The following is a 25826-nucleotide window of genomic DNA, read 5'->3' as shown; positions in this document are numbered from 1 at the left end:
TCGAAATATCATGAAAACAACAGACACAAAAAATACTAAAATGGAGAAGACCCTCGAGGTTACAGCAGAAGATGTGCTTCGCCCCTTGAAGTTGTCAATTTTGTTATCCATCTTGGCAGAGGCCGTAATATTGGTAGTATGGGGTATGGTACTGTATCCCGAGGGAAATCTTCTGCATAAGTTTTTATGGGCCATTGTGTTTTGCGGTTTGGGTATGGGGGCCGCCATAGGAGCGATCATTGCCCTTGTGGTCGTAGGGAGATGGACAGGGATCTTTGCCGTAATCTTCTGTGCAGAGCTTTCAGCTTTGGTGTTGGGACTTTTCTGCAATTACCTCTGCTATTCTCTGGATATGCACTTCAATCATTTTGGTGGCAATGAAACCCCGTTGCTGTTTTTCATCAGCGGTATTGTAATGGCCACAATTGGTGGTGCCATAGTCGGATGGTTCTGCTTTACCGAAAAGGGAAAAAGAATATTAAGCAAATACAAATTGTAAAATGAACGATAAATCGAACATACTCAAATACAAACATCTAGGGATTTACACGCAAAACGAAAATGTGGCCTACATGAGAAAAGACTGCCATGTCTGTATCTCGGAGGGTTTCGAGGCCCTCACCCGCATCCGTGTTTCCACTTTGAATTCTTCAATTGTGGCCAGTCTTCATGTGGTTTCCTCTGAAATACTCCAACCAGGGGAAATCGCCCTTTCGGAAACTGCGGCGGATAAACTGAAGGTTATTGAAAGTGGGACTTTGTACGTATCACACCTTGAACCCATCGAATCATTGGGTCTGGTACGGGCAAAAATCTATAATCAAGAACTGGATTATCAAGCCTACCATAATATTATTACCGACATTATAGAGGGCGACTACTCCAATATTCATCTTTCGGCCTTTATTACGGCCTGTGCTGGGAACCGGATGAACGTCAACGAAATCATCTCCTTGACAAAGGCTATGATAAGCTCAGGAAAACAATTGGATTGGAAGAAGGACATTGTGGTGGACAAACACTGTATCGGAGGTTTACCAGGCAATAGAACAACCCCCATTGTCGTGTCAATCGTTGCCGCACATGGGCTTACCATGCCCAAAACCTCCTCCCGGGCCATCACATCCCCAGCTGGGACAGCTGATACCATGGAAGTGCTCACCAATGTAACCCTGTCCCCCGAAGAGATAAAAAAAGTGGTCGAACAGGAAGGCGGATGTTTTGTTTGGGGAGGAACGGCAGAGCTAAGTCCGGCAGACGATATATTAATCAAGGTCGAGAAGGCCTTGGACATTGATAGTGAAGGGCAACTTATTGCCTCTGTCCTCTCAAAAAAAGCGGCCGCTGGGGCTAGCCATGTGGTCATCGATATTCCGGTGGGTAAGACCGCCAAGGTCCGAAGTGAAAAGGCCGCCCTCCAACTACAGGAATTTATGGAAACCGTGGGTGAAGCTATTGGCTTAAAAGTAAAGGTGGTAATTACGGATGGCTTGCAACCTGTGGGAAGGGGCATCGGCCCCAACCTTGAAGCAGCAGATGTAATCAGTGTATTGCAAAACGAGGAAAAGGCACCCCAAGACCTCAAGGAACGATCCCTAACGTTGGCCGGAGAGATATTGGAACTATCCGGCGAGGCCGCTCAAGGAATGGGCAAAAATGTGGCAAGAAACGTTTTGGAATCTGGAAAGGCACACGAAAAGTTCAAGGCCATTTGTGTGGCACAAGGTAGATTCTCCAGACCTATGATGGCTCCCTATCATTTTGAGATGCATGCGCCCAAATGTGGCATAATCAAGGGCATCGATAATAGAAAGATTGCAAAACTCGCAAAGCTGTCAGGGGCTCCCCAATCAAAAACCGCAGGTATCTTACTAAATGTTCGCTTGAACCAAGAAGTGGAAAAAGGGCAATTGCTCTATATCCTTTACGCTGAATCCCAAGGTGAGCTCAACTATGCCCTGGAATACTATGACAACCAAAATGACATCATTGAAATAGAACAAATATGAAAATAAGGGACAAAATATTGATCATAGGCGGATATGGTACTGTTGGCTCTTTGGTTTCAATACAATTGGCCAGGCGATACCCCTCAAAAATCATTATAGCCGGAAGAAACAGGGCGAAGGCAGAAGCACTTATAGGTGAGCATAGACTCTGTGCGCATGCCATTTATATGGACATCGTTGTAGGAGGCTTTCAGGAGGTCAACTTTGAGGAACTGCACACCGTGATCAATTGCTTGGAAACCGACAATATTACCTTTTTATTGGAGTGTGTCAACCTCGATATCAATTACGTTGAAGTTGGTGCTTCCTATGAGACCCATAAAAGGTTTTTTGAAATTGCAGATTACATCAACCATTCAAACAGTCTGGTTGTTCCCAGTGTGGGTCTGATACCGGGCTTATCAAATGTTTTGGCATATAACGGGGCCACATTGTTCGACAGCGTGGAAGAAATACACAGCTATGTAATGCTTGGCCTCGGGGAATCCCATGGAGTGGATTCCATCCGCTGGATGTTGAACAAGATGAACAGCCCCTTTGAAATCAAAACTGGGGCAGGCAATGTTCGTGTCAAAGGTTTTACCCACCCCAAATCGACCTTTTTGCTGAACGAAAACAAAAAAAGGACATTTTACCTGTTCGATTTTTCAGACCATCATATCATACCGCTTTTCATAGAGACCAAAGCCATAGATACCCGTATCGCATTTGACTCCAGAACAGTGACCAAACTGTTCCACCTATTCCGAAAAATAGGTGCTACGAATTGGTACAATAGAATAGACCCTAAAAGTTTCAAGAAAGTCCTCGACCTCATGGGTGTGGGGTCTGACCGATACACGCTACAAGTAGAAATTGGAGGGGTTGACAAAAAACAAAATCCTTTGAAAATAACGTATTCGGTGTCTGGCCACAATGAGGCACTGGCCACGGCCTCGGTCACTGCGTTCGTATCAGAGATGCTCTATACCAACAAAACCTTGAACGGATTAAGGCACATAGAAGAAATATGTGATTTGGATGAATTAAGAAGTTATTTAGAAAGGCAAAACATAACAATTACAAACAAAACAATCTATGAAAACAATAGTATTCAGTCTTCCCGGAAATCAGGAACTCACCGAGTTGTTGGTTAAAAAAATGAAAGCTGAAATCGGGGAATGTACCATACGAAAATTTCCGGACGGTGAATCTTATACACGCATACTTTCCGATGTAAAAGGTAAATGTGTGGTCTTGGTATGTACCCTCCATCAGCCCGATGAAAAACTGCTGCCCCTTTATTTTTTGAGCCATACGGCCAAGTCGTTGGGAGCGATGTGTACTTGTCTGGTAGCCCCCTATTTAGCATATATGCGGCAGGACAAGGTCTTTAATGAAGGGGAAGGGGTCACTTCTGGTTTCTTTGGGAATTTGATTTCTGGTTTCGCCGATAGCATCACCACCATTGACCCCCATTTACATAGAATACGTTCGTTGGGCGAAGTATACGGCATTCCGAACAGGGTCATCCATGCCGCAGACGAAATCTCAAAATATATCAAGGAAAATATCCATAATCCAGTACTTATCGGACCCGATTCCGAAAGTGAGCAATGGGTTTCGGAGGTGGCAAAAAAGGCGGGGGTGCCCTTTACGGTATTACAAAAGACTCGCTATGGCGACCATGATGTTGAAGTCTCTGTGCCTCAAGTAGATAAATATAAGGACGCAACCCCTGTTTTGGTGGACGACATCATCTCTACGGCCCGTACCATGATTGAGACCACCGAACATTTAAAGAATGTAGGCATGAAACCTGCCATATGTATCGGTATTCACGCCGTATTTTCGGGGAATGCCTATCAAGATCTTTGGGATGCCCATGTCAAGGATATCATTACCTGCAATACCATCCCCCATCAATCGAATAGTATCGATTTAAGCGATGTCATCGCCAAGGAAGTCAAAGAACTGATGCACCCAACATGATAAAACGAAGCTGTATATTACTTTTTATTTTATCCAGTATCTCATTGAGCGGACAGACCGATATGCTCATCGGGCAGATTTCAGGCAGGACCGTAGCCCGCGAAAATTTTGATGAAGATGGTGTTTTTCTTAATAAACAGACTTTTGAAGCAGGAAAAATTATAAAGAGAGATGGGTATTATCAAATCCAGGTCATAACGGAACTGTTCGATGATGAGGGAAAGTCAACGGAAAAGTATACCACGACCTATCGCTGCAAACCTGCTGAGGCAATTGTCATGGTAATGGCATTTCCTTTTGCGAAGCCAAAATCAAAGGAAACCGAAATCAATACGGCATCAGCAAATTTTAAAGAGCTGTACAATTTGGAAAACTTGGAAGATATAGAATTGGAAATGACGTTCGATTCGGGACTTTTGGATTTCTTCGGTTCGAAAAGCAAAATAAGGATTTACGAAAGGAAACTGGATAGAAATAAAGAATCCATTATTTCCAAAATCAATATCAAAGCCTATACGTTGGGCATCCGCATCAAGCAGCTGAACTATAATGTGGTAGAAAAACTAAGTGATAACGGCTTGTTGACCTTTCAAAAATTTACAGAACAAGACAAGAGCTATTTTACAATGACTTACACCGAACCAGAATGAAAAATTACGATACGTTTTTAAAAGCCAAGACGAACTCCAAAAAAGAGAATATAATTTTGATTTCAATCTCAAGCCCTGCAATTTGGAATGTGCCTGTCTCAAGCTGGAAATTGGCCCTGAACACTCCGGAGCGGAGGAAATCCATCGTTTTTAAGGTATGAGCAGTAACGAAGACAATGCCATACTGTCAAAAAACGGTGCCGACGGCACTTTGGCCAACACCCATTGCGCCTATGCAGAACACAATGCGGAACGGATACGAAAAAAATTAAAATAACACTTAAAAATAGATCAATGGAAAACCACGAACATCACAATCACGAAGAAATGGACCACTCTGCAATGGACCATTCAAAAATGAAACACAAAAAAGAAGACCATTCTAAAATGAATCATGGAAGTGGCGACCATTCAGGCCATAACCCCGCTCACGGACAAATGGGGCATGACCATCATAAAATGATGGTGGAAGACTTCAGAAAACGGTTCTGGGTAAGCACGATTGTGACCATCCCTATTCTTTTCTTCTCGCCCATGATTCAGGATTTTTTTGGGTATGACCTATTGCTACCTGGGAACCCATATATCCTATTTGCGTTATCAACATTTGTCTATTTCTGGGGCGGCTGGCCATTCCTAAAGGGGTTTTACAATGAAATAAAATCAAAGGGGCCAGGAATGATGACCCTTATCTCAATGGCCATTAGCGTGGCCTATTTCTATAGTGCCGCCACAGTTTTTGGGCTTCGTGGCGAGGATTTTTTCTGGGAACTGAGCACCTTGATAGTTATCATGCTTTTGGGACATTGGTTGGAAATGAAATCAGTTCTGGGGGCATCCAAGGCACTCCAACTTTTGGTAAGCATGCTGCCTGCGGAGGCCCATAAAGTGGTTGGTGACAAGATTGAGGACGTCAGTCTTGAAGATTTGCTAAAGGATGACTTTATACTGATAAAGCCCGGTGAAAAAGTACCTGCTGATGGAATCATCACCGAAGGATCCAGTTACCTAAACGAATCCATGTTGACAGGTGAATCAAAACCAGTGAAGAAGGAAATACAGGACAAGGTCATCGGAGGTTCCATAAATGGTAATAGTACGCTAAAAGTTAAAGTGGAACATACTGGCAAAGACAGTTACCTGAACAAGGTCATCAAAATGGTCGATGAGGCCCAGCGAACCAAATCGAAGATGCAAAACCTTTCAGATCGGGCAGCCAAATGGTTGACTTATATTGCATTGGCCATCGGTTTTGGTACTTTGGCCGTATGGTTGATTTTGGGCTTCCCTTTTGTTTTTGCCCTTGAGCGAATGGTGACGGTGATGGTCATTGCCTGCCCACACGCCCTCGGGTTGGCCATACCTTTGGTCGTGGCCATTTCAACGGCAGTATCAGCACAGAATGGGCTACTGATAAGAAACAGAACGGCCTTTGAGGAATCCCGCAAAATATCAGCCCTGCTGTTCGATAAGACAGGAACTCTCACCAAAGGAGATTTTGGGGTGACCCGAATTGAGTCAGTGAACAAATCGTATAGCAAGGATGAACTACTAAGGCTATCCAGCGCTCTAGAACAAAGCTCAGAACACCCCATTGCAGTGGGCATCATCAAGAAAGTCAAAGAAATGGGCATCCAGATACCAAAGCCCAAAAACTTCAACGCCATAACTGGTAAAGGGGTTGAGGCCAAAGTTGAAGGTAAAGATGTTAAAGTGGTGAGCCCTGGCTATCTCAGGGACGAAGACACCCCAATTCCAGAGGACGCTTATAGCGATGCAGCTGAAACGGTGGTTTTCGTATTAATCGATGGAGCACTTGCAGGTTATATTGCCCTCGCCGATGAAATAAGGCCGGAGTCTGCCGATGCCATAAAAGTATTTAAAAAGAACAATATCAAAGTCTTAATGGCCACTGGTGATAATCAGAGAACTGCAAAAGCCGTCAGCGAAAAATTAGGCTTGGATGGTTATTACGCTGAAGTACTGCCCCACCAAAAAGTAGAAATCGTTGAGGAGCTGGAAAGCAAAGGAGAGTTTGTTGCCATGACGGGTGACGGAGTCAACGATGCCCCGGCATTGGCAAAAGCCGATGTTGGAATTGCCGTTGGTTCCGGTACCGATGTTGCGGCAGAGACTGCCGATATCATTTTAGTGAACAGTAACCCAAAAGATATTGCCAACCTTATTTTGTTTGGTAAGGCAACCTACAACAAAATGATTCAAAATTTAGTGTGGGCGACAGGTTATAACGTTGTGGCCATTCCACTGGCGGCAGGGGTATTGTATTCCTCGGGATTTGTTCTTGGTCCAGCCGTAGGTGCGGTTTTTATGAGTTTGTCTACGATTATTGTGGCAATCAACGCCCAATTATTAAAAAGAAAAATTGCTAAAAAATAATGAACGCAAAGGAAAGGCTCAACAGGATTTTTTTGGTTCTATCGAGCCTGTTTGTGGTAATGCTAGGGTATGGTATCCTGCTTCCCATTCTTCCATATTATACGGAAAGGCTGGCAATACAGGATAATCTGGATGGCGACCTTATCAACTTCCATGTAGGAATGTTGACCAGCATCTATCCATTTTTTCAACTGGTATTTGTAATCGTTTGGGGAAGGCTCTCCGATAAATACGGTCGTAAGCCTGTTATTTTGGTGGGCCTCATAGGATTTATAGTGATGAACCTCTTAACGGGTCTGGCCACTTCACTTTTAATGCTATATGTGGCCCGTATCTTGGGGGGAATATTTACTTCCTCGGTGATTCCCGTCTGCAACGCCTACCTCAGTGATATTACCACGGAAAAGCGCAGGACCAAGATAATGGCATGGTCTGGGGTGGCTATCAGTTCTGGTCTAATTTTTGGCCCTGTGCTGGGTGGCCTTTTGTCCCAGACAAACGTTCACTTGAAACTTTCTTTAGGTCTGTTTCATTTCGACCGATTCTCAGTCCCATTCCTTTTTACCGCGGTATTAGGTTTGATGATATTTTTCGTTGTTTCAAAATGGTTGAAAAACACAATAATCGAAAAACGGGATAGGGGTAAAACGATAAAATTCAATTTTACCTTTAGTGGCTATTTTGTCATCTTGTTATTGCTATCATTCGTGATGCAATTTGTCGTGACCCTCTTTGAAACCGTCTTTTCGATTTATGGCAAGGACAAACTTGCATTCAATAGCAATCAAGTTGGGATTGGATTTATGCTCTGTGGTTCGGTGATGGCGGTCTTACAGCCTGTTTTTGCCTCTTATGGAGAAAAGATACTAAGCTTGAAACAGCAAATCACGGTAGGACTATTGATAACCGGGCTTTCGCTTATTGTATTTCCTTTTTTGACTAACGAGCTAGCTGTATATGGTCTGATAATAGTGTTCGCCAGTGGTGGGGCAATGGTAACCCCAAATCTGCTTTCATCGGTCTCTTTAATATCCAAGGAGAATACCGGAAGAAACATTTCCATACAAAGCTCCACAAACAGCATTGGGCAGATTTTGGGGCCCATTTTGGGGACTTGGTTGCTAGCTGGCGGGTTTTACTATCCTTTTGTTATTGCAGGATCGGTCGTTTTGGTGGCCATGGGCTTGGTTTATTTTTTAAGGCAATAGATGGGACGTTCATAAATCAACAAAAGAAATACGAGCAAAATAACGTGTGATATGAATCATGAAGAAAAATACATCCAGCTGGTACATTCAGGGGAAGAGTATTTCCAGCAGTTGGAAAAAATAATCAAGGGGGCACAAAAAGAAATCCATCTGCAGACCTATATTTTTGAAAACGATTCCACAGGAAGTCGGGTTGCAACTCAATTGAAAGAAGCTGCCCAAAGAAAGGTAAAAGTATATGTTTTATTGGATGCCTATGGAAGTGCCCGCCTTTCCGATAGTTTTGTTGACGATTTGATTCAACACGGTATCTCGCTTCGTTTCTTCTCCCCTTTGTTTTCTTGGAACAATTTTTATCTCGGCAGGCGCATGCACCACAAGGTGGTCGTTGGTGATGGAAAATCAGCATTGATCGGCGGAATCAATATTGCCGACAAATACCGTGGTTTCCCTGATTCAAATCCCTGGCTTGATTATGCCGTACATCTGGATTGCCCCGCGGCGGCAGACCTGGAAAAACTCTGTAGGGATTATTTCTTTAGACAAGGAAGCTCAAACAAAATAAAAGCCGTTCCCCATTCTACGGGCACTGCACAACTTGGAATCCTTCAAAACGACTGGCTAAAAAGCAAAACGGAAGTCTGTGATGCCTATACCCATGCCATTTCCCACGCCGAAAAAGAGGTGGTGATCATTGGCTCTTATTTCTTGCCTGGAATCAGGATATCAAAAGCCCTAAAAAAAGCAAGTAAAAAGGGCATAAAAATAATTGTGATATTGGCAGGAATCAGTGATGTACCCCTGGTGCATAGGGCAGCTACCTATTTATATACATCCTTTCTACATAATCACATTCAGGTATATGAGTGGAACAGGTCTGTTCTACATGGCAAGGCATCTGTAATTGATAATAAATGGGCGACTATAGGGTCATTTAATCTAAACAGCCTTAGTTGCTATGGGAGTATTGAAATGAACGTAGAAATATTTTCTCCAGTTTTTGCAAAGGACCTTCGTACAGACTTTGAAAAGGTAATAAGGGAGTGCAGGGAAGTAACAATTAGTTCACTGAAGCAAGGGACAAGTATTATCGACAAGCTTGCCAATTGGCTTGCTTATCGTATTACACGAACGACGATCTTCTTTCTGACCTTTTTGCCACAGTTACGTTTTTTTCAAAATTTCAGGTTATAGGATAATGGTAAAAAGATAAGCTTAAGCATCAAACTAAGAGTAATGATAAAAAACCTAGACAAAAAGAATAGTCTGCGCCTACTTGGCTCCAATTATATTGGTCGCCTAGCTTATATTTCACAAGGAGCCCCATCCGTTGTTCCCATAACATACTACTATGATAAAAGTAGTAATAGTGTTATAAGCTATTCTGGAGAGGGCCACAAAATAAATGCAATGAGAAACAACCGTTTCGTTTCTATTCAGGTAGATGAAATAGTCACAACGAACAATTGGAAATCGATTGCGGTACATGGTGCATTTGAAGAACTTCATGGGACAGATGCAAAATACCAACTACATTTGTTTACCGAAGGTGTAAGAAGTTTAGCGAGCCAAATAGAAAACAAGCATTTTAAGTCTATTGATGAGTTTTCGAGCAAAATGCCGATGAGTAAGGTTCCAATAGTCTACAGAATCAAAATTATTGAAATTACAGGGAAGTTGAGGGAACCCTGAAAAAGTGAAACACTCAAAAAACCACTAAATTTCCTTTATGCTATGAGAAAACATATACTTCTTTTTTCTTCCCTGTTTTTGTTGATGTCATCATCATGCGAAAAAAATGGTGAAAATTCTTCTGAAGAAACGATCAACCTCTCCTTTACGCCCGATAATTTGGTGGGAGATTGGAAAAGAACCGCTCAGTTCATAGGGCAAGCGAACGATACTTTAGGGAATTTGGAACCAACAGAAGACTTATTTGCGCAGTTCGACAACTGTCGCAGGGATGACTTGATTCGTTATGTAAAGGGAGATACACAAAGAGAAAATACTTATTCCTGGGGAATTGGTGATCTCGCATGTCATAGCCAGATTTCCAATTCGTTTATCGAAATTGGTACTTGGTCTATCGAGGAGTCTGGAAAACTGAAACACATTAATTCAAATGCAATAGAATACCATATTGTAATTCTATTAACTGCCCAACAATTACGTGTCAGGAGTGAATTGGATAAAGGCGATAATGGCGAGTCTACGTACGAATTTACGGAGTATGAACGCATAAGGTAGTTTTTATAAAAATATCCAATTGATATTACCTACTATAAAGAGCTATAGAATTCTCCTTAAAATTGGCTATGAAAAGCCTTCCCTTGTCAAAGTGAACATCTGTCGGATAGAAAATGTTTTCCTTTAATATTTGCAGCAACTTCCCTTGATGATCAAAAATTAATACCCTACTATTTTCTTGATCCGTGATGGCTAATTCGCTATGGTTTAAAGCAATGCCAGAGGCCACGCTTATTTTATCGTTTTGACCAATAGTTTTTTGGTGTGCTCCATCGAACCCAAAGACCTGAACCCTATTGTTGTACGCATCGGCCACGTATATCTTGTTGTCTTTCATCTTTACATCTATCGGATAGTGCAGTTCTCCATCTTTATGCCCGTGTCTGCCAATGGTAAAACTTTCGTTAGGTATCTGAACGATAATCCGGTGGTTATAAAAATCGGCTATCAGAACAGTGTCCCCATATACGGAAATCCCTGCGGGGGCCTGTGGCCGTTTATTGATTTTCAAAGGCTTATTTTTTTCCAATCCATATTGCCAGATGGTGTCCGTCAAAAATTCAGGGATGAACAGCGTGCCATTATCAAAATGGATGTTCATCGGTCGCTGTATGCCTTTGATGGAATCCAATACCCCGCCTTTATCATCAATTTTATAAAGCCTAAAATAATCCGGGTCAGAAAACCACAGTGTTTCCCCATCCTTGGCCAAAGCCAAGGGGCGGGCTTCTTTGGGAAGTATAATTTTCCGTTCGAACTGCCATTGATTTTTCGTTCTTTCACAACCGGATTTGAGAAGAACCAAAGCAAAAACCGAAAAAATGAATAGCTTTCTAAAGTTCATGCCAGTAGTTTAAAATCATAAGAGCAAGAATCAGCAATGTAAATGTCCAGAGAAACCAAGTGTTGATAATGCGTTTCCTTTTGTCGTTTTGGCAGGTTTCCTCTCCACTGCATTTTCTTGAATTTTGAAAATTCCTTAAATGGGCGAACCCAAGGGCACCGGCCGAAAAGGTGGTCAGAAAGGGTTGGGCAGGATGTACCCATTCAAAAGTTGAACCCAAGAAACCAAATCCCGCGCCGACCGATAGCAGAGCAGGCAAAAACAGCACATCAAGGGAAGAAGGGCGGCAACCAAGCTGCTTCCCAATACCATTTTGGAAATAGTCTTCATAAAATCTATTCGATTTTGGTTAGTACGATGGACCATTGGCCAGAGAGGTTATCATCTCTCTCATCCTGCACCGTTCCGCTTATGGTTGCTGTTCCAACGGTTAATTTTTGTAACAACGCCGTAGGCGTATCCTGCGATACCGAAAATCGTTCATTAGCGGTCTCAATGTACCATTGGCCATCTTCTTTCGTTGCGTTTCCAATTAGGGTCACTTCAGCTTTTTTTGCCGAAAAACCGTTCTTTTTTACCTCTTCCTGAATGCTACGTAATTTAAGTCCGTTCTCGGCAGCCAATCCCATATATGCCTTTCCGTCATTGAGGCTGACACGCACTTCCTGAAGCCCATCCATCTTTTTCAGTCCCCGCTCTAGGCCATAGGCGCAAGGGGCGCAATCCATTCCATAAACTTCTTGGTCAACTTTGGTAATTTGCCCCGATGCTGTACCAATTCCGAATAGACCTATTATTATAATTCTAAATATATTTCTCATTTTATACATTTTTAAAATTCTTGCTTTATAACCAATAGCTTAAGTTTATGGCCAATCGATACCTTTCTTTCACTGCCCCAAGTGTCAAGTCCTGTACGACCGGAAACATCGCACCGAACGATATTCCCCAAGCACCGTAAAGTCCCAGAAAAGAGGGCCCGACCAGTATTTTTGTACTGCGCGAATCTGTAAAGTCCATTTGCCCCTCAAATTTATTGTCGCCAGGGAATTCGGCCAACGATTCTATAAAGATGCGCCAATCGGGCTTTGGGTAATCGCCCATAAATATATTGGGGCGATACCCCACTACCGCACTGGCGTAGGGCAGGTCGCCCAATTGTTCGCCATCTTTCTCAAAATAATATTGATAACCACCCCCAATCCATCCATACCAAGTACGCGAGGCATAGCCCGTTGAAATGGCAGCGTGTACCGAGTTGCCCACGTTGACCTGTCCCCTGACATCATCGGTTGGTGCAGAAACGCCCACGATGGCGGTGGACTCAAAACGCTTCCCCACACCAAAAGCATTCGAGAAAAACCGGTACCAAAGGGAAGCCTCTATATCTCCGTTGGCGGGCATATTGCTATTGCCCCTTGTCCTTGGTGCATCACCCAACCGTTCTATCGTCGTGGGGGTGGTCAGGTTGATCTGCAGGTCTTCCGTAATGCCATAGGAAAACAGATAGCGGAGCATATAGGACGTTTCATCTTCCGTGCTCAAACTCATACTTGCCACGTTCAGATCTACACCACCTTTGGCCAAAGTCGGTGTCTGCAAACCATATAAAGGGCCGTGACCCTGGGCCATCGCCGTTCCTGTTACGGCCAATAGCAATATCAATAGTAGATAGCTAATGTTCAGCGATATTTTCGGGAATATTTTGCGAATCATACTTAACTGTTTTTTAATTATGATTGTCCAATTCCTGCTTCCATCAATCTTTCCTTAGTAATGGCCGAGTCCTTACAGCAGTCCAGCAATTTGCCGTTCACTATCACAGCGGGAACTTTCTTTATGCCGTATTCATCCAACTTATCAAGACAAATCTTGTCTTCACACTGCTGGACCAAATCATAGGTCGTTACCTCACATTTATCACAAGCCAATTCCCTGATCATTTTGACCACCGGGTCGCAAACTGGACAATTGGCCGTAAAAACTTCTACTTGACGTTTCATTCTTTCAATTTTAATTATTCATAAATCGTTTCATTGTTAGTAAATCATAACAACAGTTTAAAGGTAGAATGGTGGGTGGGGTGGTCTCCAAGTAAAATTTCAAAAAAAATGACCCACGTTTCGTGGGCCATAAATGCTATGCTAATTGGAAGGATTCAACCATTTTTGTATGCTTCAAGCTTGGCCTTGAGCACATCGATTTCCTTCATCTTTTCAGTTAGGTTGTCCAATTCCAAATCTGGAAACTGTTTTCTTATAAATTCGATACGGTCTTCATTGCCACAATTTCCAGGGCAGGCCTTGACAGTTTCGGATATTTTTATGGCCAAAGCTTTTCGATAAACTTCGTCCAGTAACAGAAAATGGGCTTTATCCAATCCTTTCTGTGCTGCCTTGAACTGTATTAAAATCTTCTCTGGGTCTGTATCTTCATCGAGCATTTTAATGAGGCCACAAATTTGCCCATTGATACTTTGCAACCTCGTTTTTACGTCCTTGCTTAAATCTCGTGGTATCATAATCTACAATTTCATGCAATATACGTAAGTTGATAAGGTGGTCTCCAAACAATTATTTAAAGTAACTATATGAGAAACATTCCAAATTACACATCGCTCGATTTCCTTTCAACAATAATTAATTAGAAACATTCTAAATAATTTTTTTTAATTGTCTAATGCTTCTATATTTGCTTATCTGTATTTAATCTAAATAAATATAAAATGAAGGTTATACTGTTCATGTTGCTACTTTTCATAGTTGCCAGTACCGAGGCATTCTCCCAAGATAACGATTTTAAAGGTGATTCTACATCCATTAAAACCGAAGTGCTAAAAGAAGTAGTTGTAAGTGGAAATGCCATTTTAGGGAGTAAATTTGAAGCAGAGAATAGAACAGGGTCAGCCAGTTATATTTCGGCCAAAGAACTTAGCAAGTTTAATTACAACGATATCAATAGAACGTTAAAAAGTGTACCCGGCGTCAACGTCTATGAGGAAGATGGCTTTGGCTTACGGCCCAATATAAGCCTGCGCGGGACATCTCCAGAACGAAGTGCCAAAATTAATTTGATGGAAGACGGAGTTTTAATTGCACCGGCACCTTATAGTGCGCCCGCGGCCTATTACTTTCCGACAATAGGTAGAATGCAAGCAGTTGAAATCTTAAAGGGTAGCAGCCAAATCCAATACGGTCCCAATACGACCGGTGGAGCAATCAACCTTATTTCAGCTCAGATACCGGAAACCCTTTCTGGCAGTGCCATATTGTCCGCTGGCAATTACAATTCAAGAAATACTGAAATAACGATAGGTGACAGCTACGAAAATTTTGGTTTCGTTAGCCAATATTTCAACTATAATTCCGATGGATTCAAAATTCTTGATGGTGGAGGTAATACCGGATTTGACAAATCCGATTATTTAGCAAAATTTAAGCTTCAAACGAGCAAGGACGCAAAAATTTACCAAGCAATTCTTTTCAAATTTCAATTTTCAGAAGAAACATCCAATGAAACATATTTAGGGCTCACCGAGGCTGATTTTAATGCAAATCCCTATAAAAGATACAGGGCTTCCTCTGAAGATGTGATGAGTGCGGAACACCAACAGTATCAACTGACTCATCTTATAAAACCTTCTTCATTTCTTAGCATCACAACCACGGGATATATCAATAGATTCAAGCGCAATTGGTACAAATTGGATGATGTGGACCTTGGTGAGCGTATTGGAATAAGCAATGTTGTTTCCGATTCCGGCACCTATGCTTCCGAATACACTGCGCTGTTGGGCAATGAAGATACCCCGGCGGATGTTTTTGGAATAAAAGCGAACAACAGAAAATATAATTCAAAGGGTATTCAATCCACCGCGAGGGCATATTGGGGTACCGATTGGTTCCAAAGTCTAGAATTGGGCATAAAGTACCACGAGGATGATGAAGATAGGTTTCAATGGGAAGACCGTTATGCATTTCAAGATAATGAGCTGGTTCGTACCACTGTTGGTGAAAAAGGGGCCGAGGGCAATCGCATTGCATTTTCAAAAGCTTGGGCGACCTATTTTTTGTATAAACTGAGTCTTGAAAATTTGACCTTGACTCCAGGTTTGAGATACGAAAATATTGAATTGGGTAGGTTAGATTATGGGGGTAATGACCCCAACAGATTAGGGGCAGATCTATCAAAACGTGCCAACATTGTCAATGTATGGATTCCGGGGATGGGAGCCAATTATAACTTTTCAAACGATTGGTCCATTTTCGGTGGGGTTCACAAAGGATTTTCCCCTCCTGGAAGTCAAGAAGGGCAAGAGCCGGAGGAAAGCGTAAACTATGAGCTGGGTAGCCGATTCAATTACAAGGGGTTACAAGGGGAAGTAATCGGTTTTTATAATGATTACAAAAATTTATTGGGCAGTGACTTAGCGGCAACAGGAGGTACGGGCACCCTTGACCAGTTCAACGCTGGTGAGGTACGCGTAAGTGGTTTGGAAATCCAAATGAATTACAATCCCCTGAATGAGATAACCAAAAAATTCCGTTTACCACTTTTAATATCGTACACCTATACCGATACCGAGTTCCTAAATTCGTTTGAAAGCGATACCGATATCTTTGGAGAGGTAACTGCAGGTGACGAAATACCCTACATCGCAAAGCACCAATTAAATTTGAATATTGCCCTTGAGCACAAAAAATTTGATTTATCCGCAGGGGCACGATATACCAGTGCAATCAGGACACAGGCCGGTAACGGTTCGATAACTGGACCGTTCAGGGTAGATTCTAACTTAGTAATAGATGTTTCCGGAAGGTACTTCTATAATAGGAATTTTACACTTTCCGCAAATATTATTAATCTTTTGGATGAAACCTATGCCGTAGCCAGAGTACCGGCAGGACTAAGACCTGGACACCCGTTTGGAATCAATGCAGGGTTACAATTTAGTTTTTAAATGGGGTGTTAAGGACAAACAGAAATAGATAACTTTTTTCGAGAATTATTGGCAGCATTGTGACCGTAACTGTATGGGCGGACAGGCCACTGTACCATAGGAACAGAACACACAGCAATCGCCTTCCTTTGGTTTCAATAATTTATTGCAATTTTTACATTCATAGAAAAACTGACAGGCCGTTGTTGGCATTTCCTCTTCTTTCGTATGTCCACATTCGGGACAGGTAATGGTTGAATTTAAAAGGATTCTCTCGTAGTCCATATTATTTTTTCTGAAACAGGTTATAAATAAAATTTTGCTCTGTTTTAAAAGGGGTTTTATGAATTTTTTCAAAGGATTCCAATAGGGTGAAATCTACTTTAAACAATTCCTTTAGTTTTTCAGGAGAATATTGGGTAATCTCCAATCCACTACATCTTTTTGGCCCGGTGGTCGAAAAAGTTGCCAGTATAAAATACGCTCCCGTCTTAAGGGAACGACCTAGTATGTCAATATACTTTAAGATATCTTCTTCCCGTGTGAAGAAATGAAAAGTAGCCCGGTCGTGCCATAACTCAAAGTCTTGGGTCGGTTCAAAATTCAATATGTCCGAATTTATCCACTGCACCTTTGCGGCTGACTTGCCTAATTTTGATTTGGTACGCTGAAGTGCATTTTCTGAAATATCAAGAATGGACAGGTTGTTATAGCCATTTTTCAACAAATGACTTATAAGGTTTGAGTTCCCCCCGCCAATATCAATAATTGAACTATCTTTAGGTAAGTCAAGGGAAGCTATAATATCCAATGAAGTCGAGGGTTTCCCTTCAAACCAACTTACTTCTTCATCACTTTTTCCGGTATAAACCTCTTCCCAGTGCTTTTTAGTGTATTCATCACTTTTCATAAATTTTGATATTTTGTTAAAGCATATAGGGAATATCCGAGGATAATGTTGGATAAGAAAAAATCATCGTCCTTAAATCGTTAATCCTCATCTTGGTCTTTATCGCTATTGCGAACAAATTAATGGTTTCCTCGGCGTTGGGACCAATTAAATGTGCTCCCAGTATCGTATGATCTTCTTTATCGACAATAGTCTTAAAGGCATATTCCTTAACATTCAACCGCTCTGCGTTGAACCAATTGCCCACCTCGTTATAATTGACCTGATATTCGATTTTTTGTGATTTGGCCTCTGCCTCGGTCAGACCTACGGCTGCTAATGTTGGCAAAGTGAAAACCACGGAGGGCATCGGTGGATAGCTCACTTTTTTCGTGTTCCCCTTGATGATATTCGAAGCTACAATATGTCCTTCCATAACGGCTACAGGTGTCAGGGGCAGTCCTTTTGAATCTGCCGCATCTCCGGCCGCATAAACATTTGGGTTCGATGCGCTTTGAAGATATTCGTTGACGGCAACCCCTTCTTTTGAAAAGGATATTCCGGACTTGTCCAGCTCCAAATCAAAAATTGCAGGCGGGCGACCGGCCGAATTGAAAACGGTTTCCGTTCTAAATGTCATTTCTTTACCGTCGGTAGTTCCTGTAACTGTATAGTGGTTATCTCTCTTTTCGATTTTAGAAACTTCGGTCGCTAGAACCAGTTTTATTCCCAATTCCTTCGTGGCATTTATCAAGTGTACTACAATATCCTGTTCAAAGTTTTCCAAAGGTCGTTTGCCCCTATGTACAATAGTTACATCGGCACCACAACGGGCGGCGATATGTGCAAATTCAAAGGCGATGTAACCTCCGCCAATAAAGAGCAGGGATTGGGGCAGCTCCTTTAGATTGAGGAAATCGGTACTCGAAAGTGCCAAGTACCCACCTTCAAAATCCAGTACCCTTGGTTTTGCACCCGTTGCAATCACAATCTTGTCGGCTTCGATAGTATCTGTTCCCAACTGTAGGGTATTTTTGGACAGAAATTTTGCCGAAGAATGATAGGTGTCTATATCATTATGCCTGTATACTTTTTCTATTTTGGGCGGCATTGCATCCACAAAGGATTGTTTGAAGGCCATAATATCCCGCCAATTGACATTGGGAACCGTATCGATACCCTTATCCTTTAAGCGTATTGCAAAATCCCTTACTTCTGTCGCACCGATGATTACCTTTTTGGGGTCGCAACCTCTTAGCGCGCAGGTTCCACCGTAGGGCAGCTCGTCAGTAATGCCTACCTTAAGGCCTTTGGAAGCACATTTATTGGCAATGGTAATCCCTGCCATCCCGGAACCGATAACAAAAACATCGTACTTTTTCATCTACTCGTTTTCTTTGTTTTCACCATCGATTACTTTATAACCTGTGCTGTTTATCGCTTTTTGGATTGCGGCCAAATCGGTTTTGGTCTTATCATATTCCACTACGGTATTCGCACCTTTGTAACTTGCCTTGACCGATAGTATTCCGTCCAGTTTATTTACCTCGCTCTCTACGTGGGCTTCACACCCTGCGCAGGTCATTCCCTCAACATCAAAACTATGCTTTACAATATTGGATTGCGAGACATAGACAATGTCCTTACTGGGCTGCGCATAAAATAGAGTCGAGTAATATGGAAATGCCAGCATCAATCCCGCAAAAACCGTAACTATAAAAAGAAACCTATTGGATTGCCAAAAGGAGGGTTTTGCATCATCCTTACAGGCACAGTCAATTTCCTCCTGTGTTTTTGGTCGTATTTTCTGGTACCAGGCAAAGACCAATACGAGTATAGTGATACCGATAAGATAAGGCCGAAATGGCTCCACCCAAGAAAACGTGGATGCGATTCCACTGGTTCCTGCAATCAAAGCCAAAACCGGGGTTATACAACATACTGATGCCGCTATGGCCGTCAATATTCCTGCATAGGCGACCTTGTTCGAGGTTTTTCCTGTTTCCATTTTATGCTACCTTTTTATTTTTCTGAATTTTGGTAAATACATTGTCCAATACTTCGTTATGATTCCGGACCAATGAATAATACAGGGTCTGCCCCTCACGTCTCGGAGCAATCAATCCCACATCCTTCATTTTACGGATATGCTGCGAAATCGCAGGAACACTCATTTCAAGTATATCGGCAAAATCGCAGGGACAAAGCTCACCTTCCTCGTTCAACAGGAATAGTATCCTTAATCGCGTTTCGTTACCGGCCAGGGCTAGCACTTTGCTGATTTCGACAATCGCCTCTGAGTTTGTTCCCAAGGTTTCGCGACAACGCATTAGCTGCTTTTGGTCGGCCTCGGCGCGTGTACAACTTAATTCAAGTGCCATAGTACTGTTTTTGACAAAGATATATTAATATAATTATTTAAGCAAATACTTAAATTATATTATCCATCGATGCTCTTTTAAAATCACACCTTACTTAAGTACATTCTACCCGGTATGAAATCAAAGCAGCTTTGTAGAATATTTTATTAAAAATAGGTGCTGAATCCAAAATACCATGTAGCGGTTCTTGAGGCTGGATTGTTGAGAATATCATGTTGCCACTGGTATCTGTAGTTAATCCTTAGAACGGTCTGTGGCGTCGGTCTAAAGCTTATTGCAGGTGTAATTGCGAATAAATCATCCCCAATATTCGTATTGGTTTGGGCAAACCTGCCAATGTTGTAGTCCACATAATCCGTTCTGAGCGACAGGTTGAGTACGGCATCTTCCCAGTCCAATACTTCGGTCCTTAGTACCGGTTGAACAATATCCACAAAAAAACCAACTTGCCGATTACCAAACTGCTGCGTAAAAGTGTCCGGAACATCGACCCATATGTAGGCCATCTCACCGATAAACCTTGTCCCCGTTTTTTTAATGGCTGTATTTAAATCCAGGGCAAGAACATCTACCCTCCTTGATTTGGTATCAACCTGAAGGCCGTCAACTTCTTCCCTATTGTAGGTCCCGCCCATATAGGAAATGCCCAATTCCCCTAATTTTCTATGCTTAATGGCGAACTTTCCATTGAGGAGGGCATTGCCGCTAAAATTCTCCTCGAATCGCGAGGAATTCTCCTTCACCGAAGCCAAAAATGTTCTTTCTTCCTCGTTATCTATAATGCTTGTATCAAAGCCATTGGTGAGATATGCTTCATAGCCCAAGGTCCAGGCTCCCTTATATGCCTTTCCATATATACCAAATCCGGCATTGGAGAAAGTGGCGGGCAACAAATTGGTGCTGACATCTGGCCGCTCGACGAACTCCCATTTTGGTCCGTCATGGTTTTGGTTAAAGGATCCTATTGGATTCAGTACGATGCCTCCCCTAAGGTTCAACAAGGGGTGCAAAGCAATGTCCATGGAGGCGAATTCAATGGCAATTTCCTCTGTCCCATTTTCAAATTCCAATTCGGTCAAAAACTTAATGCGTTTAGAAATAGATGCCGAAACGAAAAGGGTCAATCTTCGGGCCTGAAAAGAAAGCCCCTCTGACAATCCGTCCTGAACACTGTAAATTGAGTTCGCCTCTAGATAACCACCCAGATTGACAGGAAACTTATCGAAAGTCAAAAACGGACGGTCATAAACCGCATCCATATTCATCGATTCCCGAATACTGTCCCTATCGATAGTTTGCGAGCTAAGGGTTAAAACGTAGATGTTCATTAAAACAAGGGCCGCATATATTTTACGGGACATGCACATAGATATTTTCATTATCGACGGTTATTTCAAATGATTTGAGATTTTCTTCGGCCGGCCCTTCCAAAACTCTGCCCGAACTGTCAAACTCACTGCCATGACATGGGCAATTAAATATGCCACCGCCAATGTTGAGTTCACAGCCCCTGTGGGTACATTGCATCAAACTGGCCAGATAACCATTGTTTGGTGTTTTGAATATTCCGATCGGATATCCCATGGAATCGCTCTGGATGACCACGAAATCCCGTTCAATCTGCTTTCCCCCTTTCATCTGTTGAAACTCACCCTTTGAAACTCGTAGCATCTCCCCTTCTTCTACGAAGGACGCATAATACAGGCCTGCACAACTACTGATTAAAGCGGAGGAAGCCGGCAGGACCGTTATCAGACACCCAAATTTTTTAATAAAATCTTTTCTATGCACCTATAGGGAATTAATGAATTTTATCAGTTGTGATTTTTCTTTGGGAGTCAGAGACAAGTACCGGGCTTTTGAATTATCGGCCTCACCGCCGTGCAATTCAATTGCCTCTTCAATGCTCGAAGCCCTTCCATCATGTAACAGGAACATTTGCCCGCCTTGGGAATTGGCCGATAAACCGATTCCCCACAGCGGTGGGGTTCTCCATTCAGAAGTCTCGACATTGCCTTCAGTGAATCCATCATCCAGTACGGGCCCCATATTATGTAACAATAAATCCGTGTAGGGATGAAATTCCTTAAAGGATAAGGATTCAATCTGGGAAAACCCTGTGGTCAAAGTGGGAGTGTGACAGGCTGTACATTGTACGGATTCAAAGAGTTCTTTTCCGGCAATGACATCAGGGTCTGTCTGATTTCTGGGAATAGGCGCTTTCAAGGTTTTAAGGTAAAAAACGACATCATTCAAGGTTTGGGTACTAATCTCAGGATCCTCTTCAAGTCCACTGAACGGGTCAATGGGGTCATAAAGGGATGTAATCCCTATGTCCTGGTTATATGCACCAACGGTTTGTTGCAACAAGTCATAACTACCCGCCTTTTTGCCAAATCTGAAGATGTAATTGTTGCCCTGGGGAACACTATTTTCACGAATCTCTGAGAATTCAGGAGGCAGATTGTAGTGCGCTCTTCCGCTAATACCGTCCTGGTCTTCATCAAATGGGTCCGCAAGAGCCAAAATATCCGCATCAGGGACAGCATCCAACAAACCCAATCCCGTCACCGCCGGAGCGACCAAAATGGAAAATGGGTAACCGTCCGGCACGCTCTCAGGTTCAAAACCAGGTATTGCTTTATTTTGAATTTGGTTCCTGCCATCACCAAAGGACAACATCGAGGGTATGGTCAAATCATTGTCACCGAACCTAATGAGTTGATTAAAGGGGTGCCCTTTTCCGTCCCCTGAATGGCAACTTGCACAGCTGGTGCCGACAAACAAGGGGCCAAGGCCCTTTTCAACGGTAAAAACATCATCATTAAAGGCAATATCCCCAGCTAAAAACAGTTGTTGCTCGCTTACGGACAAGCCGTCCAATGGCCCGTCCAACAGCTCAAATTCCATAGGTTCTTCGGGCCCAAAATTTTCACAGCCAAGTAGAGCGATTAAGAACAGGCCAATAAAGAAATGAATGATTTTAGACATTGCTATAATAATATTTATGCTAAAATAAATATATTTTTAGATTAGCCTAAATATATCTACATTAATCTTCCAGTAAAGGGGTAGGTAATTCTTAAAAGGTTTGTTGATCGGATCATGCAAATCCCTTACTGTGGGATATTGCCGGTTGGCTTGATTGAATATATCTATTTCGATTTTTACTCAATAATCGAGATTTGAATGCTCCGAGGATGCCTACTATGCGTTTATGTCCATTTCATCCGCTGTAACCGTACTGCATTAAAAATCGCCAATAACGCCACGCCGACATCCGCAAAAACGGCCTCCCACATTGTGGCAAGTCCACCTGCACCAAGAATAAGCACGATAATTTTTACACCAAAGGCCAATCCGATATTCTGCCAAACGATGCCTCGGGTAGAACGACCTATTTTAACCGCTCTTGCTATTTTGCTGGGTTGGTCGGTCTGGATAATTACGTCTGCCGTTTCAATGGCCACATCACTGCCCAAACCGCCCATTGCGATTCCTACATCACTTGCCGCCAGTACTGGTGCATCGTTGATGCCGTCGCCCATAAAGGCAACCGTTGTATCAGGTTGTTTCTTGAGTTCTTCGACCTCGTTCAGTTTATCTTCGGGTAGTAGGCCACCTTTTGCCCAATCAATATTTAATTCTTTGGAAACCTGTTGTGTAATGGAATCTTTATCGCCCGAAAGCATTATGATTTTTGAAATACCAGCTTCCCTTATTTGTTTGATAGCTTGGTGCGCGTCTTCCTTAAGCTCATCGGCAATGGTCACATATCCAGCGAATTTCCCATCAATAGCAACCATTACTGTCGATTCTACAATGCTATCGGTTTCAGTAGGTACTTCTATTTGGTTTGAGGTCATCAATGCTTTGTTTCCGACCAATACGGTTTTTCCGTTGACCGTTCCTTTTAGTCCCTTTCCGGCGACTTCGGAAACTTCGGCCGCTTCAAAATCCGCACCATCCGCCTTGTACTCCAAAATTGCCTTTGCAATCGGATGGGTGGATTGTTCTTCCATCGCCATTAGGTATTGCATAAATTCCGCTTCCTCGAAAGCGGATTTATTGACTACTTCCTTAATCTTAAACACTCCTTTGGTTACTGTTCCCGTTTTGTCCATTACGACCGTGTTCACTTTGGTCATTGCATCCAAAAAGGATGCACCCTTGAACAGAATCCCGTTTCGCGATGCTGCACCAAGACCACCGAAATACCCCAATGGAATAGAAATAACCAATGCACAAGGACAGGAAATCACTAGGAATATCAAAGCCCTGTACAACCAATCCCTAAACACATAATCGTCCACAAAAAAGTAGGGTAAGAAAGTCAGGCCAATAGCAAGGAAAACAACGATGGGCGTATAAATCCTTGCGAACTTTCGGATAAACAATTCCGTTTTCGATTTACGTGCGGTGGCGTTCTGTACCATATCCAAAATTCGTGCTATGGAACTATCCTTGAATTCCTTGGTCGTTTCTACTTCGATGACCCCATCGAGGTTGATGCTACCGGCAAAGACCTTTTCATCCTTTGCAATGGTATCGGGTTTGCTTTCGCCTGTAATAGCAGCAGTATTCAACGACGCTTTTTCAGATAAAAGAATGCCATCCAAGGGAATTTTTTCGCCCACACGCACCTGTATCTTTTCTCCAATTTCGACCGTTTCGGGATTGACGGAAACAAAATCCCCATCACGAAATACCAAAGCTTCGTCAGGTCGTGCATCCAGCAAAGCCTTGATATTTCCTTTTGCCCGATTGACCGCAGCGTTCTGGAACAGTTCGCCTACGGCATAGAACAACATCACGGCCACACCTTCCGGATACTCGCCTATGGCAAACGCCCCTAAAGTTGCGATGGACATCAAGAAAAATTCCGTAAAGAAGTTGCCTTTTAAGATGCTATTCCAACCTTCCCTGATAACGGGAAACCCAACGGGAATGTAGGCTACCGTGTACCAAACGATTCTGACCCATCCCTTAAAAAAGGGAAAGGCATCAAAATAATCAATGGCAATACCTATCATTAACATTACAAAACTGAAAATTGCTGGCAAATAGGTTTCGAAATTGGATATTTCTTTCGGGCTACTGTGATTATGTCCATCATCGTGGCTGTGCTCGCCCTGGTGTTTATTAGTATCTAAATCGCGTAAGTTTACTTTTTTCTTTTTCATATTATTTTGATAATTTTAAAATCCTTATAGCCCCACGCAGCACAAAGGCAAACACAACACCGCCTATGACCAAATCAGGCCATTTACTGTCTAAAAAATAAACCAGCACCCCTGCCAGGATTACTCCGCCGTTCACAATAATATCGTTTGACGTAAAGATGGCACTGGCCTGCATATGCGCTTCCTTGCTTTTGGCCTTGTTTATGAGCCATAGGGAAACGAGATTGCCGATAAGGGCGAAAATGGAAACGATGATCATCCATTGGAACGAAGGGGTTTCGCTACTGCTTAAAAACCTTCTCACAACTTCCGAAAATCCCAGCAGGGCCAACGCCATTTGAAAGTAACCGCTAAATTTTGCCACTTTCTTCTTTCGCGCAATAGCACCTCCTACAGCAAAGAGGCTCAATGCGTATACGATGGAATCTGCCAACATATCCAACGAATCGGCAATTAGACCCATAGAACCTGAAATCCAACCCGTGGTCATTTCGATAACGAAAAAGCCAAAATTGATGTACAAAACCCACCAGAGTATTTTCTTTTGTTTGGTCTCGTCTTCGGCAATGGGCATTTCGGCCTTTTCCGTTCCCACGAATTTTTCACCCAGGTTCAAATCGCCCAACGCTCTGTTTACTTCTTGGGCAGTCCCCTGATGGTACACGTCCAACCTTCTATTTGGAATGTCAAAGTCCAGATATTTGACTTGAGGGTTTGACTCCAGTTTCATCCTTATCATCTGTTCTTCTGAAGGGCAATCCATTTGACTTACCTTAAAAGTGCTTTTATTCATTTTTCAAACAATTCTTACAGGTCCCTTTGAGGACGGTATTTACCTCATTTATTTTGTAATTAATGGGCAGCCGCTCCTGTTTCATCTCATTGGGCAGGCAAAAGGTCTTACCGCAATGAGTACAATGGAAATGCATATGCAAATCAAGTTCGGCCTCTTTCAACTCTAACTTTTTCGTAATGGCATATTTTAAAATTCCCGTCCCATCATCTATTTGATGCACAAGACCTTTTTCCTCGAACAACTTTAGCGTTCGAAAGAAGGTGGTCCTGTTGGCCGTGTTGTTTTTTTTTATTTATTTTGGCAAATTTTTCC

28 protein-coding genes are annotated in these 25826 nt (G+C 42.5%); 11 read left to right on the top strand and 17 right to left on the bottom strand.

Annotation, left to right across the window (positions count from 1 at the left end):
• Positions 1-40: 40 nt before the first annotated feature.
• From ACRHOZ_RS17395 to ACRHOZ_RS17350, 10 genes are all read left to right on the top strand, one after another.
• On the top strand, positions 41-499 hold the full coding sequence (locus ACRHOZ_RS17395; RefSeq protein WP_431128292.1) for a hypothetical protein: 459 nt from the start codon (positions 41-43) through the stop codon (positions 497-499).
• A gap of 1 nt (position 500) precedes the next feature.
• The gene (locus ACRHOZ_RS17390) at positions 501-2009 is read left to right on the top strand and encodes a thymidine phosphorylase family protein (RefSeq protein WP_431128289.1); all 1509 of its coding nucleotides are present in this window, start codon (positions 501-503) and stop codon (positions 2007-2009) included.
• Positions 2006-3145, top strand: a complete 1140-nt coding sequence (locus tag ACRHOZ_RS17385) for a hypothetical protein (RefSeq protein WP_431128287.1) — start codon at positions 2006-2008, stop codon at positions 3143-3145. Before ACRHOZ_RS17390 ends, ACRHOZ_RS17385 begins: the two co-directional genes overlap by 4 nt.
• The gene (locus ACRHOZ_RS17380) at positions 3087-3980 is read left to right on the top strand and encodes a ribose-phosphate pyrophosphokinase (protein ID WP_431128284.1); all 894 of its coding nucleotides are present in this window, start codon (positions 3087-3089) and stop codon (positions 3978-3980) included. The genes ACRHOZ_RS17385 and ACRHOZ_RS17380 overlap by 59 nt, the downstream gene beginning before the upstream one ends.
• Positions 3977-4630 (top strand): hypothetical protein, encoded by a 654-nt coding sequence (locus ACRHOZ_RS17375; RefSeq protein ID WP_431128281.1) that lies wholly within the window; start codon positions 3977-3979, stop codon positions 4628-4630. Before ACRHOZ_RS17380 ends, ACRHOZ_RS17375 begins: the two co-directional genes overlap by 4 nt.
• A 294-nt stretch (positions 4631-4924) precedes the next feature.
• Positions 4925-7027 carry a copper-translocating P-type ATPase gene (locus ACRHOZ_RS17370; protein WP_431128279.1) on the top strand — a complete coding sequence of 701 codons (2103 nt, stop codon included), beginning with the start codon at positions 4925-4927 and terminating at the stop codon, positions 7025-7027.
• Complete coding sequence (locus ACRHOZ_RS17365; RefSeq protein ID WP_431128276.1) at positions 7027-8235, top strand: MFS transporter; 1209 nt, start codon at positions 7027-7029, stop codon at positions 8233-8235. Before ACRHOZ_RS17370 ends, ACRHOZ_RS17365 begins: the two co-directional genes overlap by 1 nt.
• Positions 8236-8286: 51 nt before the next feature.
• Positions 8287-9429 (top strand): phospholipase D-like domain-containing protein, encoded by a 1143-nt coding sequence (locus tag ACRHOZ_RS17360; RefSeq protein ID WP_431128272.1) that lies wholly within the window; start codon positions 8287-8289, stop codon positions 9427-9429.
• A gap of 42 nt (positions 9430-9471) precedes the next feature.
• A complete protein-coding gene (locus tag ACRHOZ_RS17355; protein WP_431128269.1) occupies positions 9472-9927 on the top strand; it encodes a pyridoxamine 5'-phosphate oxidase family protein in 456 nt (151 codons plus the stop codon).
• Between the two features lie 42 nt (positions 9928-9969).
• Complete coding sequence (locus tag ACRHOZ_RS17350; protein WP_431128266.1) at positions 9970-10482, top strand: hypothetical protein; 513 nt, start codon at positions 9970-9972, stop codon at positions 10480-10482.
• A gap of 25 nt (positions 10483-10507) precedes the next feature.
• On the opposite strand, the gene ACRHOZ_RS17345 is transcribed toward ACRHOZ_RS17350, so the two are convergent.
• The 6 genes from ACRHOZ_RS17345 to ACRHOZ_RS17320 form a co-directional block, all read right to left on the bottom strand.
• Positions 10508-11326, bottom strand: a complete 819-nt coding sequence (locus ACRHOZ_RS17345; protein WP_431128264.1) for a hypothetical protein — start codon at positions 11324-11326, stop codon at positions 10508-10510.
• A gap of 174 nt (positions 11327-11500) precedes the next feature.
• Positions 11501-11656 carry a hypothetical protein gene (locus ACRHOZ_RS17340; RefSeq protein ID WP_431128261.1) on the bottom strand — a complete coding sequence of 52 codons (156 nt, stop codon included), beginning with the start codon at positions 11654-11656 and terminating at the stop codon, positions 11501-11503.
• Positions 11657-11661: 5 nt separating this feature from the next.
• Complete coding sequence (locus tag ACRHOZ_RS17335) at positions 11662-12147, bottom strand: heavy-metal-associated domain-containing protein (protein ID WP_431128258.1); 486 nt, start codon at positions 12145-12147, stop codon at positions 11662-11664.
• 25 nt (positions 12148-12172) lie between these two features.
• Entirely contained in the window at positions 12173-13042 is an 870-nt protein-coding gene (locus ACRHOZ_RS17330; RefSeq protein ID WP_431128255.1) for a hypothetical protein, read from the bottom strand.
• Between the two features lie 17 nt (positions 13043-13059).
• The gene (locus ACRHOZ_RS17325; RefSeq protein WP_275615871.1) at positions 13060-13329 is read right to left on the bottom strand and encodes a thioredoxin family protein; all 270 of its coding nucleotides are present in this window, start codon (positions 13327-13329) and stop codon (positions 13060-13062) included.
• A gap of 155 nt (positions 13330-13484) precedes the next feature.
• Positions 13485-13847 (bottom strand): metal-sensitive transcriptional regulator, encoded by a 363-nt coding sequence (locus ACRHOZ_RS17320; RefSeq protein ID WP_431128251.1) that lies wholly within the window; start codon positions 13845-13847, stop codon positions 13485-13487.
• A 204-nt stretch (positions 13848-14051) separates the two neighbouring features.
• On the opposite strand from ACRHOZ_RS17320, the gene ACRHOZ_RS17315 reads away from it, so the two are divergent.
• Positions 14052-16286 carry a TonB-dependent receptor family protein gene (locus tag ACRHOZ_RS17315; protein WP_431128249.1) on the top strand — a complete coding sequence of 745 codons (2235 nt, stop codon included), beginning with the start codon at positions 14052-14054 and terminating at the stop codon, positions 16284-16286.
• A gap of 45 nt (positions 16287-16331) precedes the next feature.
• On the opposite strand, the gene ACRHOZ_RS17310 is transcribed toward ACRHOZ_RS17315, so the two are convergent.
• From ACRHOZ_RS17310 to ACRHOZ_RS17260, 11 genes are all read right to left on the bottom strand, one after another.
• Entirely contained in the window at positions 16332-16550 is a 219-nt protein-coding gene (locus ACRHOZ_RS17310) for a GDCCVxC domain-containing (seleno)protein (RefSeq protein ID WP_431128247.1), read from the bottom strand.
• A gap of 1 nt (position 16551) precedes the next feature.
• Positions 16552-17175 carry a class I SAM-dependent methyltransferase gene (locus ACRHOZ_RS17305; RefSeq protein WP_109649878.1) on the bottom strand — a complete coding sequence of 208 codons (624 nt, stop codon included), beginning with the start codon at positions 17173-17175 and terminating at the stop codon, positions 16552-16554.
• Between the two features lie 16 nt (positions 17176-17191).
• Positions 17192-18538 carry a dihydrolipoyl dehydrogenase family protein gene (locus ACRHOZ_RS17300; protein WP_431128243.1) on the bottom strand — a complete coding sequence of 449 codons (1347 nt, stop codon included), beginning with the start codon at positions 18536-18538 and terminating at the stop codon, positions 17192-17194.
• A complete protein-coding gene (merTP, locus tag ACRHOZ_RS17295) occupies positions 18539-19162 on the bottom strand; it encodes a mercuric transport protein MerTP (RefSeq protein ID WP_431128240.1) in 624 nt (207 codons plus the stop codon).
• A gap of 1 nt (position 19163) precedes the next feature.
• Positions 19164-19535, bottom strand: a complete 372-nt coding sequence (locus ACRHOZ_RS17290) for an ArsR/SmtB family transcription factor (RefSeq protein WP_431128237.1) — start codon at positions 19533-19535, stop codon at positions 19164-19166.
• A 146-nt stretch (positions 19536-19681) separates the two neighbouring features.
• Complete coding sequence (locus ACRHOZ_RS17285) at positions 19682-20896, bottom strand: hypothetical protein (protein ID WP_431128234.1); 1215 nt, start codon at positions 20894-20896, stop codon at positions 19682-19684.
• The gene (locus ACRHOZ_RS17280; protein ID WP_431128231.1) at positions 20886-21326 is read right to left on the bottom strand and encodes a ubiquinol-cytochrome c reductase iron-sulfur subunit; all 441 of its coding nucleotides are present in this window, start codon (positions 21324-21326) and stop codon (positions 20886-20888) included. The genes ACRHOZ_RS17285 and ACRHOZ_RS17280 overlap by 11 nt, the downstream gene beginning before the upstream one ends.
• Entirely contained in the window at positions 21327-22526 is a 1200-nt protein-coding gene (locus tag ACRHOZ_RS17275) for a di-heme oxidoredictase family protein (RefSeq protein ID WP_431128228.1), read from the bottom strand. It lies immediately after the preceding gene.
• A 224-nt stretch (positions 22527-22750) separates the two neighbouring features.
• On the bottom strand, positions 22751-24718 hold the full coding sequence (locus ACRHOZ_RS17270) for a heavy metal translocating P-type ATPase (protein ID WP_431128225.1): 1968 nt from the start codon (positions 24716-24718) through the stop codon (positions 22751-22753).
• A 1-nt stretch (position 24719) separates the two neighbouring features.
• Positions 24720-25511 carry a cation transporter gene (locus tag ACRHOZ_RS17265; protein ID WP_431128222.1) on the bottom strand — a complete coding sequence of 264 codons (792 nt, stop codon included), beginning with the start codon at positions 25509-25511 and terminating at the stop codon, positions 24720-24722.
• On the bottom strand, positions 25504-25755 hold the full coding sequence (locus ACRHOZ_RS17260) for a hypothetical protein (protein ID WP_431128219.1): 252 nt from the start codon (positions 25753-25755) through the stop codon (positions 25504-25506). Before ACRHOZ_RS17260 ends, ACRHOZ_RS17265 begins: the two co-directional genes overlap by 8 nt.
• Between the last annotated feature and the right edge of the window lie 71 nt (positions 25756-25826).

Source organism: Flagellimonas flava, from assembly GCF_050617915.1.
GTDB classification, from domain to species: domain Bacteria; phylum Bacteroidota; class Bacteroidia; order Flavobacteriales; family Flavobacteriaceae; genus Flagellimonas; species Flagellimonas flava_A.
This window is presented reverse-complemented; position numbering and strand designations above follow the sequence as displayed.